General features: G+C 41.9%; 12 protein-coding genes. 10 read left to right on the top strand and 2 right to left on the bottom strand.

Going from position 1 to position 15364, the window contains the following annotated elements; all coding sequences use genetic code 11:
* Positions 1–148: 148 nt before the first annotated feature.
* The 10 genes from sucD (at position 149) to BY457_RS09350 (ending at position 11391) form a co-directional block, all read left to right on the top strand.
* Positions 149–1018 carry a succinate--CoA ligase subunit alpha gene (gene sucD / locus BY457_RS09395; protein ID WP_106153069.1) on the top strand — a complete coding sequence of 290 codons (870 nt, stop codon included), beginning with the start codon at positions 149–151 and terminating at the stop codon, positions 1016–1018.
* Positions 1019–1023: 5 nt separating this feature from the next.
* Positions 1024–1761 carry an SIR2 family NAD-dependent protein deacylase gene (locus tag BY457_RS09390; RefSeq protein ID WP_106153068.1) on the top strand — a complete coding sequence of 246 codons (738 nt, stop codon included), beginning with the start codon at positions 1024–1026 and terminating at the stop codon, positions 1759–1761.
* A gap of 13 nt (positions 1762–1774) precedes the next feature.
* Positions 1775–2842 carry a mechanosensitive ion channel family protein gene (locus tag BY457_RS09385; RefSeq protein WP_106153067.1) on the top strand — a complete coding sequence of 356 codons (1068 nt, stop codon included), beginning with the start codon at positions 1775–1777 and terminating at the stop codon, positions 2840–2842.
* Between the two features lie 146 nt (positions 2843–2988).
* On the top strand, positions 2989–3735 hold the full coding sequence (fabG, locus tag BY457_RS09380) for a 3-oxoacyl-[acyl-carrier-protein] reductase (protein WP_106153066.1): 747 nt from the start codon (positions 2989–2991) through the stop codon (positions 3733–3735).
* An 88-nt stretch (positions 3736–3823) separates the two neighbouring features.
* A complete protein-coding gene (locus BY457_RS09375; RefSeq protein WP_106153065.1) occupies positions 3824–4987 on the top strand; it encodes an iron-containing alcohol dehydrogenase in 1164 nt (387 codons plus the stop codon).
* Between the two features lie 12 nt (positions 4988–4999).
* Complete coding sequence (locus BY457_RS09370) at positions 5000–6052, top strand: DUF6340 family protein (protein WP_106153064.1); 1053 nt, start codon at positions 5000–5002, stop codon at positions 6050–6052.
* A complete protein-coding gene (gene dacB, locus BY457_RS09365) occupies positions 6045–7475 on the top strand; it encodes a D-alanyl-D-alanine carboxypeptidase/D-alanyl-D-alanine endopeptidase (protein WP_106153063.1) in 1431 nt (476 codons plus the stop codon). The genes BY457_RS09370 and dacB overlap by 8 nt, the downstream gene beginning before the upstream one ends.
* A gap of 22 nt (positions 7476–7497) precedes the next feature.
* Positions 7498–8265 carry an amidohydrolase gene (locus BY457_RS09360; RefSeq protein ID WP_106153062.1) on the top strand — a complete coding sequence of 256 codons (768 nt, stop codon included), beginning with the start codon at positions 7498–7500 and terminating at the stop codon, positions 8263–8265.
* Positions 8266–8405: 140 nt separating this feature from the next.
* Complete coding sequence (locus BY457_RS09355; protein ID WP_106153061.1) at positions 8406–10331, top strand: hybrid sensor histidine kinase/response regulator; 1926 nt, start codon at positions 8406–8408, stop codon at positions 10329–10331.
* A gap of 106 nt (positions 10332–10437) precedes the next feature.
* The gene (locus BY457_RS09350; protein ID WP_106153060.1) at positions 10438–11391 is read left to right on the top strand and encodes a TIGR01212 family radical SAM protein; all 954 of its coding nucleotides are present in this window, start codon (positions 10438–10440) and stop codon (positions 11389–11391) included.
* 153 nt (positions 11392–11544) lie between these two features.
* On the opposite strand, the gene BY457_RS09345 is transcribed toward BY457_RS09350, so the two are convergent.
* Both BY457_RS09345 and BY457_RS09335 read right to left on the bottom strand, forming a co-directional pair.
* Complete coding sequence (locus BY457_RS09345) at positions 11545–12282, bottom strand: DUF4197 domain-containing protein (RefSeq protein ID WP_106153059.1); 738 nt, start codon at positions 12280–12282, stop codon at positions 11545–11547.
* A 732-nt stretch (positions 12283–13014) separates the two neighbouring features.
* Positions 13015–14889: a YgiQ family radical SAM protein gene (locus tag BY457_RS09335; protein WP_258176681.1), complete on the bottom strand. Its 1875-nt coding sequence runs from the start codon at positions 14887–14889 to the stop codon at positions 13015–13017.
* Positions 14890–15364: the final 475 nt, after the last annotated feature.

Here is a 15364-nt window from a genome sequence, read left to right as displayed (position 1 = left end):
TGTTTTGAGTTTAATGGTTTGACATCAAAAATAAACTCTTTGGCCCCATTGGATGTTAAATAGATATTATGAAATTGTTTTAATTTTATTTTTGACGATTATCTACGAAATTTCATTTTTTTGCTAACCATTAGAATTTGTTTTATTTATGAGCGTATTAATTGATCAGCAATCCAGGGTGATTGTTCAGGGTTTTACAGGAAAAGAGGGAACTTTTCATGCTGAACAAATGATAGATTATGGAACCAATGTTGTGGGAGGTGTTACCCCAGGCAAAGCAGGGACAACCCATCTTGGACTGCCTGTTTTTAATACAGTGTCAGATGCCGTTGCAGAAACCGGAGCCGATACCTCGGTGATTTTTGTTCCACCTGCCTTTGCTGCTGATGCCATAATGGAGGCTGCCGATGCCGGAATCAAACTGATTGTTGCCATCAGTGAAGGAATTCCCACTTCTGATATGATCAAAGTAAAGGATTATCTTTCATCCAGAAACAGCCGGTTAATCGGGCCCAACTGTCCCGGAATCATTAGTCCGGGAAAAGCTAAAGTTGGAATTATGCCCGGCTTTATCCATAAAGAGGGGGGTATTGGAGTTATCAGCCGTTCGGGAACGTTGACCTATGAGGCGGTGGATCAGCTTACCAAGCTTGGTCTGGGGCAAAGCACTTGTATCGGTATTGGGGGTGATCCGGTTATCGGGACTTCAACTTTGGATGCGGTAAAATTGCTCATGGAGGATGACAATACTGAAGGCATTGTGATCATAGGTGAAATAGGTGGAAGCATGGAAACGGAGGCCGCACGATGGATCAAAGATCATGGAACAAAACCCGTCGTTGGTTTTATTGCCGGACAGACAGCCCCCAAAGGACGCCGCATGGGACATGCAGGGGCCATTATCGGAGGAAAGGATGATACCGCAGCTGCCAAGATGAAGGTAATGGAGGAGTGTGGCATTCATGTGGTGGAATCCCCGGCCGATCTGGGAGTTACCATGAAGAACGCCTTGAAATAAAACCTATGAGAGAACAGCAATTGGAGAAAGCTGTAAATGCTTTACGCAATTCTAAATACACCATTGCCTTTACGGGTGCAGGCATATCTGTAGAAAGTGGCATTCCACCTTTCAGGGGAGAGAATGGAATCTGGGCGAAATATGATTCTCAGGTGCTGGATCTGGACTATTTTCATGAGAATCCAAAGGAATCGTGGAGCGTAATCAGAGAGATCTTTTATGATTATTTTGGCGTTGCCCAACCCAATGATGCGCATAAAGTGCTGGGAAGAATGGAGCAGCAAGGGTTGTTGAAATGTGTCATTACCCAGAATATCGATAACCTGCATCAGGCCGGAGGCAGTTCGGTGGTATATGAATTTCATGGTAATTCCCAGCGGATGGTATGTACTCAGTGCGGTCATTATTTTCCCTCACAGGATGTAAATTTTCAAAAATTACCGGTTACCTGCCCAAAATGCAGCGGACTTGTCAAACCGGATTTTACCTTTTTTGGCGAGTCAATTCCGACTGAAGCATATGCGGGAAGTCTTGAAGCCGCTCGTAATTCCGAAGTGTGTTTGATTATTGGAAGTCTTGGGGAGGTAATGCCCGCGGCAATGGTGCCCTGGGAAGCTAAACGAAATGGTGCTACCATCATTGAAATCAATCCCAAACCCAGTAATTTCACAGGCCCATTGACCGATATTCACCTTGTAGGTAAAGCTTCTGAGGTTCTTCTTGCTCTTGAACAACGATTGTAATTTCAGTTGATATATGGTAGAGATATTTTCAAATAACAGAGAACCAGAATCCTTGTGGATTCCCATTTTGGTTTCCGTTATAGTGCTGGTCGCTGCCTGGGTGGTAGGCGTATGGGTTACCCGAACTCTTAGACGTATCATGCGACGTCAATTGAAGACCGGCATTGACAATGTGTTTAATCTGGTTAAGACACCCTTAAAGCTGTTATTGGTAAGTATTGCTGTCAGTGTTTTGAATCACTATTTTCAGAATTACTGGAATATGGAAACCAATCAGCTGGTTTTTCTATTGTTGGTGTTTATTATTACCTGGCTGGGCATTGCTATCATCAAGAGCATTAAACATTTTGTGCTGGCAGGGTATGATATGGAAAATGAAAACAATCTTAAGGCCCGGAAAATGCACACCCAGATGCGGGTTTTTGAGCGAATTATGATTTTTCTGATTGTTTTTATTTCCCTGGCGGTGGCATTGCTTAGTTTTGAGAAAATCCGGGAAATCGGTCTCAGCTTATTGGCTTCCGCCGGTATTGCCGGATTGATTCTTGGTTTTGCAGCTCAAAAGAGTTTATCCCTGTTATTGGCAGGTTTCCAGATTGCCATTACACAACCCATCAGGCTTGAGGATGCGGTAATAGTAGAAGGGGAGTGGGGATGGATAGAAGAAATTACCCTGACTTATGTTGTTATCCGAATATGGGATAAGCGACGTTTGGTGGTACCCATCAACTATTTTATAGAGAAACCGTTTCAGAACTGGACCAGGCATTCAGCTGAGATTATGGGCACAGTATTTATTTATGTGGACTATGGCTTTCCGGTTGAAGCAATGCGCGAGGAGATGAAACGCATTTTGCCGGAAATTCCGGAGTGGGATGGTAATGTCAATGTTTTGCAGGTAACCAATTGTACCGAAAAGACCATGGAACTGAGAGCCCTGGTAAGCGCCTCCAATTCTCCCCGAGCCTGGGATTTGCGGGTCCGGCTAAGAGAGGAACTAATTGCCTTTTTGCAACGGGAATATCCGCAATATCTGCCCAAAGCCAGAATTACTCTTGAGGACGATAACAAAAACAGCTGATTTACAGCGTTAATGGTGGTTCTAAGCTGTTAAAATAGTTTTAAATACTCCGCTAATTACAAAAGTTTTAACATCTTTACAGTTCGAAATAAAATTAAAGTTTGTTTTTGTAGAGTTAGAATCAGAAACTTAAACCAGATTTTGAAATGAAATTACTAGAAGGAAAAACCGCAATTGTGACCGGCGCAGCCCGGGGAATAGGTAAGGCTATCGCTCTTCGATTTGCTGCCGAAGGATGCAATGTTGCGTTTACCGATTTGGAATACAACGAAGCTGCTCAGGCTACTGAGAAAGAGATTGAAGCAATGGGTGTTAAAGCCAAAGGATATGCTTCTAATGCTGCAAAATTTGAGGAAACTCAGCAGGTTGTTGATGAAATTGTAAAAGAATTTGGTCAGGTTGATATCCTGGTCAACAATGCCGGAATCACCAAGGATACGCTGCTGATGAGAATGACCGAAGATCAGTGGGATGCAGTAATTACCGTGAATCTGAAGTCTGCTTTTAACTTTACCAAAGCTGTTCAGAAAACAATGCTTAAGCAACGTTCCGGATCCATCATCAATATGAGTTCGGTTGTGGGTGTATCAGGGAATGCAGGACAGTCCAATTACAGTGCATCGAAAGCCGGCTTGATTGGGTTTACCAAATCCATTGCAAAGGAGCTGGGATCACGCGGAATTCGCAGTAACGCAATTGCACCCGGATTTATCATTACTGAGATGACCGGTGCTCTGCCAGATGATGTTCGGAAGGCCTGGGAAAACCAAATTCCGTTGAAACGTGGCGGAACTCCCGAAGATGTAGCCAATACATGTGTTTATTTGGGATCGGACCTATCTTCTTATGTGTCCGGCCAGGTAATTAATGTTTGTGGTGGAATGAATACATGATTCATTTCCTCGATTAAAAATATTAAAAGGTACTTTCAAACTGAAGGTGCCTTTTATTGTTTAAATTACGTACACTAAACGAATAGATATGCAAAATTTCAATTATCATGTCCCAACGAAAATATTGTTTGGGAAAGACAAAGTTGCTGATACAGCTAAAGAGATCAAGGCACATGGTTCCAGGGTATTGCTGACCTATGGAGGGGGATCTGTGAAACGAATCGGTTTGTATGATCAGGTAGTGAAACAGCTAAAGGAGAATGATCTGTTTTTTGTTGAGTTGCCTGGTATTCAGCCAAATCCCCGTGTCACATCAGTAAGAGATGGTGTGAAACTATGTCGCGAGAATAATATTGATTTTATTCTGGCCATTGGAGGCGGAAGTGTCATTGATGCATCGAAAGCCATTGCGGCAGCGGTTAATTATGAGGGTGATGCCTGGGATTTCCCCATGCAAAAGGCCCGGGTGGAAAATCCCCTTCCTTTGGGAACCGTTTTAACACTTGCCGCCACTGGTTCAGAAATGAACGGAAATGCCGTGATTACCAATGAAGAGACACAGGAAAAAAGAGGCATGGGAAGTCCGCTTTTGGTTCCTAAATTCTCAGTTTTGGATCCCACCTATACTTTTTCGGTGAATCAGTACCACACAGCTGCAGGGACGGTGGATATTATGAGTCATATTTTTGAGAACTATTTTGCTCCGGGAGAGGGTACATTTGTTCAGGATACGATTGCCGAATCTATCTTGAAAACTTGTATCAAATACGGGCCTATTGCTCTTGAAGAGCCCGAAAACTATGAGGCACGTGCCAATTTGCTGTGGGCCGGTAGTCTGGCATTAAACGGACTTACCCTTACCGGTAAGAAAACGGGCGATTGGGCTACGCATGGCATTGAGCATGAGGTCAGCGCCATTTATGATCTTACACACGGTGCCGGACTGGCCATTATTCATCCGGTGTGGATGCAATATGTGCTAAATGAAGAAACAGCACCCAAATTTGCTCAAATGGCACGAAATGTGTGGAAAGTGGAAGAGCCGGATGATCGGAAAGCCGCAGAAAAAGGAATCAATGCTGTCCGGGCATTTTTCAATTCTTTGGGAATGCCTGCAACTCTTTCAGAGGCACAAATTCCCGGTGATCATTTCGACGAAATGGGTAAAAAAGCTTGTATATTTGGTAAAATCGGCTCTTTCAGACGATTGGATGCTGAGGATGTGGTTGCCATTCTGAAAAGAGCTTTGTAATACTTCTATTCTATGAACCGAATCAAAAAATGGATCTTACCCGGTTTGGTATTTTTATTGCCGGGGTGTGTTTCGTATTCAACCATTGAACTGGATGTGCTTAAACCCGCCGACGTGGCTTTACCGGTTGAGATTGCCTCTGTTGTTGTGGTGGACAATGCTTATCCTTTTAGACCTGAAGACAAAGGAATCCACAAAATAAAGGTCCCTAGAATGGAATATACCATTGATTCTATTTTTGTGGAAGATTTTGGAATGCAGATCAACCAGTCGCTTGTTGAATCTTTACAGTCAAAGGCTTTTTTTGATTCGGTTTATATAGTAAATCAACCTTTGAATTCTCCAGAGAAAGGAGAGCCGATGGCTCAACTTTCACCCATTGTTGTGGACTCTCTTTGTGCAAAATACAATGCACAGGCTGTAATTGAACTTGGACATTATGAATATGGAACGGTAATTAATGTGATTGACATTGAAGGTCAGTATTATGCTACCTTGGATGCAAGAACTACTGCTTATTGGAAAATCCACAATAATCTTTCCAACGATATTCTTGATGTGCACTTACAGAGAGATACAATTTTTTGGGATGGGGCAGGACTTACCGTAGGGAATGCAGTGGAAAAACTGCCAGCCATACGAAATGCATTGAAAGAAGCAGCTTTGTATGCCGGTTTTCAGTATTCCGATTATGTATCTCCCACATGGCAAAGTGAAACCCGGTTTTTCTTTAAAAAAGGTCATCCGCTGTTTTATGAGGCCCAAATTCATATGAATAGGGGCGACTGGGATGAGGCAGGAAAAGTTTGGTATTACATTTATGAAAACGGGAAAAAAAAACAAAAAGCCCGGGCTGCATACAATCTGGCTTTGTCACAGGAAATAAAAGGGAATTTTCTGGAGGCCACATCCTGGGCTTACAGAGCCCTCGAGCATTTTCAGGAAGCCGGAGGCTTAGGTATGAACAGCTACGAGCACAAAATGGCTAAGGACTACTATATTGAACTTTCAGCCAGACTCCAGGAGAAGAAAAAACTGGACAAACAATACGGGATTTATGAATAAACCTTTCGCAGGTATATTGATTTTATTGCTGATTCTTGTTTCGACTCCTGTGAAATCTCAGGATTTGATGAGCAGGCTTCCGGCGCATTCTTCATATTCCATTGTTGTCAGAAATTTAAAAACCGGAGAAACGCTAACCTCCCAGAATGGCGAAAAAGCAATGATTTCTGCCAGTCTGATGAAACTGGTAACTACAGCCACGGCGTTGGAGCAATTGGGGCCAGGTTTTCAATATTCCACACGTTTTTATGTTTCGGGACCTGTTGAAAACGGAATCCTTCAGGGCAACCTGATTATTGAAGGTTCAGGTGATCCCACTCTTGGCTCAAAATATTTTGAAGATAACCACCCCGATATTGTTATTCAGCAGGTGGCAGGATTTTTAAGAAAGGAGGGCATCACTGGCATCACAGGTAAAATTCTGATTGATGAAAATTGTTTTGATCCATTCAGGTACCCTTCAAAGAGACTGTGGGAAGATATGGGGAATTATTACGGAGCACCCCCGGCGGGACTTTCGTGGCGGGATAATACTTTCGAATTGATGCTGCAATCTCCGGCCCGGGTGGGAGAGATCTGTAAAGTAACTGCGGTTAACCCTCCTCAAAACAATATTACTTTCACAAGCTTTGTGCGGTCGGCTGCACATAATAAGGACAGTGCATACATCTACGGAGTTCCCGGGCAGGAAGAGTGGCAAATAAGAGGTTCTATGCCTGCTGCACGTAAATCATTTACCATTAAAGGAGCGCTTCCACATCCGGGTATTACTTTTGGCAATGAGGTACAGGATCTCTTTCGCAGGGAAACTAAAATCCCTGTAGAGCGCATACTTCATGACAGTTGGAAGAAACAGAGCAGACTGATTGGAGAAATAAAATCTCCTCTTTTGTCAGAAATAATTGCAGAAACCAACCAGCGAAGTATCAATCTTTTTGCGGATCATTTATTGCTCTCATTGGGGCTTATGAAGGATGATTCTCTTCTCTCTGTCTGGGATAGAGGGTTGTCGGAGGTTGACCGGTTCTGGAAAGATAAAACCGCAAATGCTTATCTTGGAATTGCTGATGGTAGCGGGCTTTCACCCCTTAATAAACTTTCATCCACTTTTATGGTCGGAATGTTGGAGCATCTTTATCAGGAGAGTCCGTTATTTTCCGAATTTAAGAATTCTCTCTCCCGAAACGGGCATTACGGAACTTTAAAATATATGTGGCGTCATCCTTCTTTACAGGGAAAAATTTATGGTAAAAGTGGTTCAATGCAGGATGTTTTGGGCTATGCAGGATATTTTTTTCCATCAGGCGAAGAACCATTTGCTTTTTCTATAATTATTAATCATCATGATCTTGAAACAAAGGAGGCTAGGGAGGTGTTGGAGGATTATATGACAGATTTGTTTTTGAACACACTGATTGAATGAAATATTATAAAACCGAAGGTTTATGAAAGTAGCCTTATTGCAACCCGAGTTATATTGGGAAAATATTGACAGAAATCTCAAAATGTTTGAAAACCTTTTTGAGCGTCTGGAAAATAATTGTTCCCTGGTTGTTTTGCCTGAAATGTTTACAACAGGCTTTACCATGAATCCGGAAAAAATAGCCTCTTCTGCGTTAACAGAGACTCCCCGGTGGTTGCAGTTAATGGCTGAAAAATATCAATTCTCCTTAGCAGGAAGCTCCATCGCTTCGGAAGAGAACAACTTTTACAATCGTTTCTATTTTGCATCTCCTGCAGTAAAAGTGAAGTATTATGATAAGCGCCATTTGTTTAGAATGAGTGAAGAGCAAAACCACTATAGTGCCGGGAAAGAGAGAAAAATTTTTTCTTTGGGCGAATGGCGGATACTCCCACAGGTTTGTTACGACCTTCGCTTCCCGGTTTGGAGTCGTAACCGAAATGATTATGATATCCTGATTTATGTGGCCAACTGGCCCGCGGTAAGGCAGGATGTGTGGAACACCTTGTTGAAAGCACGGGCTATCGAAAATCAATGTTATGTGTTGGGGGTAAACAGAACCGGAAAGGCTCCCGGCATTGACTATCAAGGAGGGTCTGTAGTACTATCACCCAAAGGTGCAATAATCTCCCGGAAATCTTCGGAAAATCCCAATATTCTTTATGCAGACCTGGACAGAGATGAAATGAATGCTTTCAGAGAAAAGTTTCCTGCCTGGAAAGATGGGGATTATTTTGAGATTGTTGACTGAATTGGATAAGTAAATTTTGTGCTTTTTTATAGTAACTAATTGTTCCAAAATTTCGTTATGTTTTGAATACCTCTATGATTTGGGAATAGATATGATTCGATGAACAACTATTATTGAAAGGAGCTTATCAGTGTTGATTTATGGACAACTTGTATCAGGAAATATTTGACAATTTACCGGTTGCATCAGTGTGCCATAAGGTTATAACTGATGGGGATGATCAGGTTTTGAAATTTGATTTAACTGGTACCAACAAGGAATTTCGGAGACTGTATCCGAATTTATTCGATTCTTTCCAAAAAAATCAATCCAATTCAGAAAAATCTGATTTCTTTTCCATTCTGGCTAAGTTATGGCAAAAACAGAATGTTGGGATTAGTACTTTGTTTGATTCACAAAGAAATTTAAAGTTTGAAAGTAAAATTCTTAATGATTCCATAATCATCACTACCATAACGACTTTAAGGGCCGAAGAATCAGTTCAGCCAAATAAGAAAGAAAAGTCTTTTGAAGGTAACTTTCTATCTCATGGAAGTGAAGGTGATTTCAGCATATTTTCAGAAGCACTGAAACTTAGCCCTGTTTCTGTTATGATTACAGATAATGAGGGAACCATTGAGTATGTGAATGATGCTTTTATAGAAGTTTCGGGTTATTCTGCTGACCAAGTCATAGGGGAAAAGCCGGGATTACTAAAATCCGGTCTGGTTCCACCTGATGATTATGAACAGTTATGGAAGACTATTAAAATGGGGGCAGTTTGGAGAGGGGAGTTTATTAATAAAAGGAGTAATGGAGAATTATTTTTTGAAAAAGCAACTATTGTTCCGGTATTTGATCCTGAAGGAATAAACACTCATTTTATAGCCCTAAAAGAAGACATTACAGAGAAAAAGAAGTGCTATCAAGAGCTTATTGATATAAGGCAGAAAGCACGGGAGAGTGAAGTGTTAAAGGCTGCATTTTTGCAAAATATGTCCCACGAAATCAGGACGCCCATGAATGCAATTCTCGGGTTTTCAGAGTTGGCAAAGATGTCCGATACCCCTGATGATAAGCGCAATTCATATCTTCAGATTGTTATTGAGTCAACCCACCGGTTGTTAGGGATTGTGGATGATATAATGGACATCAGTAAAATGGAAACGGACAATGTGGTTTTGAAAAAAAGCCCGATTCGGTTACCCGGTTTTATGATGTCCCTGTTTAAATCATTTTCTGACAATACCGGAAGCCGTGTTAAAATGAATAAACCCATGGTTGAGGCTGAATTTGAGAATGCAACCGTTTATCTTGACTCCGCACGGTTGAGACAAGTAATGGAAAATCTTTTGTCTAATGCCGTTAAATTCACAAAAGAGGGAAATATTTATTTTGGTTGTTTAAAAAGTGGTGATAAAATCAGGTTTTATGTTGAAGATACGGGCGTAGGAATTGCTCCTGATATGCAGAGCCTTGTTTTTCAGCCTTTTTATCAAACCGATAGTGGAGCAACAAGAGCTTTCGGTGGCAATGGACTTGGTCTGACTATTGCCTCAAGAATAATCGATAAAATGGGAAGCCGGATAATGGTTGATTCCACCCCCGGAAAAGGTTCTGTTTTTTATTTTGATCTATGGCTGAGAAAAGATGCTTCATCTGGTTCGTCCGAAAAAAAATATATTGGCGGTAGTTCTTCAAATTTAGATCAATACAATTTGCTCATTGCAGGAGTTGATGAAATGGAGTATATTTTTATCCGTGAAATTATTTTGCGTGACTTCGGAGACAATATGCGTATTTTTAAAGCACCCACAGCTGTTAAGGCAATTAAAACCTGTCGTGAGCATGGTAATATTGATTTAATTCTGCTGGATTTGAATATGCGTGATAATGAGGGAGAAAGGGTAGGACGACAACTCAAAAGTATGAATCCGAATGTTGTGATTCTTGGATTAGCAGACAAAACAAAACAAAAAGAGAATAAGAAAATTGCCGAAAACGGACTTAATGATGTTGTGAGTAAGCCAATTTCCCGTGAAATACTGGTTAGTTGTATTAATAAATCCTTGATTATAAGCCATTGATGCTTTCTATAGAGGCTGGATTCTCTTGATATTTCCTATTTGTTGGATGATTGGTACTTAAGAAATAGGTGATTTTTTTCTTTATCTTTGCTGCAAAAAGCACTTCATGTCTTATAAATACCCCTGGGGCCACCATAATCCTTTCAACGATTACAGTAACTTTCTGCGTAACAAATTTAACAACCGCGTTCAGAAACTTTCTCTGAATGTAGGATTTACCTGCCCCAACCGGGATGGTAGCAGAGGCACAGGTGGATGTACATTCTGTAACAATAAAACATTTAATCCGGATTATTGTGAACCGGGAATGAGTATTGCCAACCAGCTGGAAACCGGGATGTCCTTTTTCCGTGCCAGATACCCCGACCAATTGTACCTTGCCTATTTTCAGGCCTATACCAATACTTACGGGCCTTTGGATCAACTGAAACAGATGTATGAAGAAGCATTAAACCATCCGGGGATTGTCGGACTGGTTGTTGGCACCCGCCCCGATTGTCTTCCTGATGAGTTGATTGAGTACTTTGCCCAATTGCAGAAGGATTATTATGTGGTGGTGGAACTGGGTATTGAATCGACTAACGAAGAAACCCTGAAGCATGTAAACAGGGGGCATACCTTTGAGGAGACCCGCGAGGCCATTCTAAAGCTGAATAAAGTGGGATTACCTGTGGGCGGCCATTTAATAATGGGACTCCCCGGAGAATCCAATGAAGTGATGTTATCGCATGCGGATATTTTATCTGAGCTCCCACTGAATTACCTGAAACTTCATCAGCTTCAGTATGTTAAAGGATCTGATTTGGGACGAAAATATCAAGCAGATCCGGATCAGTACAGAGTCCTTGATCCGGATGAATACATTGAAATAGTTATTGATTTTCTTGAACGTTTGAATCCCTCCATTGTGGTGGAACGATTGGCCAGTCAGGCACCCTATGAATTGCTGCTGGCCCCCCGCTGGGGTCTGAAAAATTTTCAGATCGTAGAGATGGTACGCAAACGAATGCTGGCCCAAAATACCTGGCAAGGGCGATTATATAGCCCGTCTATAAACTAAGTAAAGTTTCTCAAGTTCGCTGTGTCTGTTCAGAAAGTGCCAGTTGCTAGGCTTGGGAAGCCGCCAAAAACGGGGTTTACTTGGGTGAATGAGTATTTTGGCGGCAAGGGTAACGACGCAAATGGTACTTTATGGGCAGACACTATTTAAAGGTTACTGGCCAAATACTCTTTTAAGCAGGGCCGTTACCCTGGCCTTTGGGTCTTCCCTGATTTTTTCTTCCTCCAAAGCCAGCTTCAAAAACAGGCCGTCCAATGCTTTTTCGGTCAGATATTTATCCAAATCAGTATCTACAGTTTCAAGATTGGCCATTTTTCCCACAATTGAACCAGCTACTCTGTTCCATTGACCGGTAAGTGTATCCCATGACTCGTTGGTGGAGAGGTTGCCCACAATTTCTTTGTCCAGACTCTTTTTTATTTTTGGTTGATACAGATTGTATAGTTCCCGGTAGGTCTGGGATTTGAGATATTGAGTAGCAGCATCTTTTTCTCCTCTAAGAATGTTAAATCCATCCTGGATAGTCATGCCGGTAACTGCCCGGGCAAAAACCGGTGCTGCTTCTTTGGCAGCATCTTCCGCAGAACGGTTAATGCGCAGAATTACATCTTCCACCAGTTTTTCGCCACCGGGAAGTTTGGAAATGTTTTCTGTCACAACTGATGCTTCAGGGGGCAATGTGATTTTTACCAGTTGATCCAGATAATAACCGTTGGTTGCAGACAGTTCTGATGCAGCGGAATCTGCGCCAATAGTCAATGCTTGCTTTAGTCCGCTGATTACCTCAGTTTGTGTAAGTGGCCGATTAGTATCTATTTCTTTGGCAATTTGAGCCAGTTCTGCACAACCTGTGAATACAACTAAGAATATGGGGAGTAGAATTCGTTTCATAATAAAATGGATTTTATAATTGTTTTAACAAATATAGTAAAAAAGCCCATGCCATTGTCAGAGATTCATCTACTTAGTTTCTGTCCAGACACTACTTCAAGTCTGTCTATAAACTAAGCGTTTTTCACGTGTTTGAACTAGTAGTGCGATCACAAAATACTATCTCATATTTTACATCCCTTTTCCCATTCTGCATCGTTAAAATTTTTCAACGTAGCTATGGCTATGCTTCAAAATTTGGCCTTGCAGATAGAAAAAATGAAAGCAAAATATTTGAAATACTATTTCTCGAACGCACTACTAGTGCGGAGGGAAAAAGGGGGTTACGACAGACCTGGCAGGTCCCTGAAAGGGGCAAATTTGAATAACCCCGGGTCGAAAACCCGGGGTAAGACTGAACAAGCGGGGTCAGGTTCCCGAATGGGGGCCAATAATTACAATCCTGACTTTCTGCTTGTTGTGAAAATCCGCCATTGCGAGTGATCACCTCAAATAATTGTGGCATAATGCGTTAATGACAGAACTGGCCCGTCCCCGAAGGGGCAAATTTGACTTACCCCGGGTTAACGACCCGGGGTAAGCTGAACAAATGGGAACGGGTCCCCGAAAGGGGGCCAACTATTATTTTGCTGATTTCTTGTTTATTACAAAAATCCGTCATTGGAAGGGCAGCGCCCGAAGCAATCTCCAAACATCCATGCGCAACTATAAAACATACTTATTTTAAGGGCTTTACCTCTTGCGGGAAATTCTTTTCTTTTTTGAATAATTTTGTTTTCTGGTTGTGGTGTTACCCGGTTGTTTATCGGGAAACAGTACTTTCAAAACATCAAACCATCCGGAGTTTCTGATTTTTCGTTCCAGTTGTTGACGCATTTGTGGTTTATACCAGAAGAAATATTGTCTTTGGCCTGTTTTTTCTTCCTTGTCACGGGCCACATAAACTTTTTTCATGGTATAGGGATCCAATCCGGTGTAATACATTACAGTGGCCAGTGTCATTGGAGTAGGGGTGAAATCCTGAACTTGTTCCAGGTTAAAATTCAGCGATTTGGTCTCTGCTGCAAGAAGTGCCATATCCCTTTCTTCACAGGCGGGATGACTGGAAATGAAGTATGGAATAATTTGCTGGTTAAGGCCGGCTTCCTCATTGATCTTTTGAAACTTATGCGTAAAACGTTTGAAAAGGCCAAATGATGGTTTGCGCATAGTCTTCAATACCTTGTCGGATGTATGTTCCGGAGCTACCTTTAAACGGCCGGAAACATGTTTTATCAACAGCTCTTTCAGATACTCCTGATGCGTTTTTCTTTCTTCTTCAGGCGCATTTTCATTGAGCAGCATATCGTAACGTACTCCGCTTCCAATGAAAGTTTTTCTGATTCCGGAAATTTGATCTGCTTTTCGGTATATTTCGGTGAGTGGTTGGTGCGATGTATTCAGGTTTTTGCAGACTGATGGGAAGATACAGGAAGGTCTTTTGCATTTTTCGCAAATACTCAGGCCTTTACCCTGCATTTTATACATATTTGCGCTGGGGCCGCCCAAATCAGAAATGCTTCCTTTAAAATCTTCACTGTCTGCAACTTGTTGAATCTCCCGGAGAATTGACTCTTCCGATCTTGAACTTATAAACTTGCCCTGATGGGCTGATATGGTACAAAAGCTACATCCCCCAAAACATCCCCGGTGAAGATTCACAGAATCCTTTATCATGTCAAAAGCCGGAATGGCACCTTTGTTATGATAGCGTGGATGTGGTAGTCTGGTGTAGGGAAGGCTGAATGAATAGTCCACCTCCTTTTCCTTTAACGGAGGCAGGGCAGGATTTACCACAATTCTTTGATCTCCACATATCTGATGAAGTCGTGCCGGATGCATCCTGTTGGATTCTTCTTCTATGTGTCTGAAGTTTTGGGCAAATTTTGTTTGGTCCTCCAGGCATTCTTCATGCGGGAAAAGTTCGATCTCTTCCCAGTTTTTATTTTTTGGTAAAGGAGCCTCTTTATCTTGCAAGATGGCAGTTTGAGGAATGGTGTTCAGGCTTTCCACAGGAACTCCTTTCCGCAGTAACCGAACCAATTCTTTCAAGGGGTGTTCACCCATTCCGTAAACCAGCAGGTCTGCGCCACTCCAGCTGAGAATGTTAGGTTTTAGTTCGTTTTTCCAATAATCATAGTGGGTGAATCGTCTCAAAGAGGCTTCTATGCCTCCAACAATTACCGGAACATCCGGAAAGAGCTCTTTAAGAATCCTGGTATATACAACAGTAGCATAATCCGGGCGAAACCCTGATTTGCCGCCGGGTGTATATGCATCATTCGATCGCAAACGCTTGCCGGCGGTGTAGTGATTAACCATGGAATCCATATTTCCGGCGGTAACACCGAAAAATAACCGTGGAATCCCCAGTTTTTTGAAATCCCTGAGATCATCACGCCAGTTGGGCTGTGGAACGATGGCTACCCTGAGTCCCAGGTCATAAAGTACGCGACCGATTACTGCAGCTCCAAATGAGGGATGGTCAACATAGGCATCGCCTGAAAAAAGGATAACATCCAGTTCATCCCATCCGTGTTCTTTTACCTCTTTTGCCGTTGTAGGCAACCAATTTGTTATGTGGAACTTGTTTTGCAAACTTTTTTTTGCAAAGATAGAGGTTTTGATCTGGTTTATTACTTTGAACCAAGTGCTATCTTTTTTAGTTTAAGTAATGTTTGTCTATAAAGTCCAACTTCTGCGTTGTTGCTCAAAATCTAAATCCTCAAATACAGTAGTATTCTGCGGTTTATATTTTTCACACGCCTTGAATTTGAACTTTATAGTTCAAACACTTGAAAAACGCTTAGTTTATGGACAGAGACTAAGTAGAGTCTGTCTATAAACTAAGTAAAGTTTCTCAAGTTCGCTGTGTCTGTTCAGAGGGTTCCGTTTACAAGGCTTGCCATCAGCGGAAATGCGGAGTTTACTTGAGTAAATGAGCAATTTCCGCTGATGGCGAAACGCAGTAAATGGTACTTTATGGACAGACACGAAGTAATGAGGTACGGTTTAATCATCAGGTTTGTGATAATCCAAAATT

Origin of the sequence: Marinilabilia salmonicolor, assembly GCF_003003035.1 — a bacterium.
Taxonomy (GTDB): Bacteria; Bacteroidota; Bacteroidia; order Bacteroidales; family Marinilabiliaceae; genus Marinilabilia; species Marinilabilia salmonicolor_A.
This window is presented reverse-complemented; position numbering and strand designations above follow the sequence as displayed.

What these genes read in the sequence shown, in the direction of transcription:
- sucD (WP_106153069.1), top strand. Translation starts at nt 149, where the DNA reads ATGAGCGTATTAATTGATCAGCAATCCAGGGTGATTGTTCAGGGTTTT.
- BY457_RS09390 (WP_106153068.1), top strand. Translation starts at nt 1,024, where the DNA reads ATGAGAGAACAGCAATTGGAGAAAGCTGTAAATGCTTTACGCAATTCT.
- BY457_RS09385 (WP_106153067.1), top strand. Translation starts at nt 1,775, where the DNA reads ATGGTAGAGATATTTTCAAATAACAGAGAACCAGAATCCTTGTGGATT.
- fabG (WP_106153066.1), top strand. Translation starts at nt 2,989, where the DNA reads ATGAAATTACTAGAAGGAAAAACCGCAATTGTGACCGGCGCAGCCCGG.
- BY457_RS09375 (WP_106153065.1), top strand. Translation starts at nt 3,824, where the DNA reads ATGCAAAATTTCAATTATCATGTCCCAACGAAAATATTGTTTGGGAAA.
- BY457_RS09370 (WP_106153064.1), top strand. Translation starts at nt 5,000, where the DNA reads ATGAACCGAATCAAAAAATGGATCTTACCCGGTTTGGTATTTTTATTG.
- dacB (WP_106153063.1), top strand. Translation starts at nt 6,045, where the DNA reads ATGAATAAACCTTTCGCAGGTATATTGATTTTATTGCTGATTCTTGTT.
- BY457_RS09360 (WP_106153062.1), top strand. Translation starts at nt 7,498, where the DNA reads ATGAAAGTAGCCTTATTGCAACCCGAGTTATATTGGGAAAATATTGAC.
- BY457_RS09355 (WP_106153061.1), top strand. Translation starts at nt 8,406, where the DNA reads ATGGACAACTTGTATCAGGAAATATTTGACAATTTACCGGTTGCATCA.
- BY457_RS09350 (WP_106153060.1), top strand. Translation starts at nt 10,438, where the DNA reads ATGTCTTATAAATACCCCTGGGGCCACCATAATCCTTTCAACGATTAC.
- BY457_RS09345 (WP_106153059.1), bottom strand. Translation starts at nt 12,282, where the DNA reads ATGAAACGAATTCTACTCCCCATATTCTTAGTTGTATTCACAGGTTGT.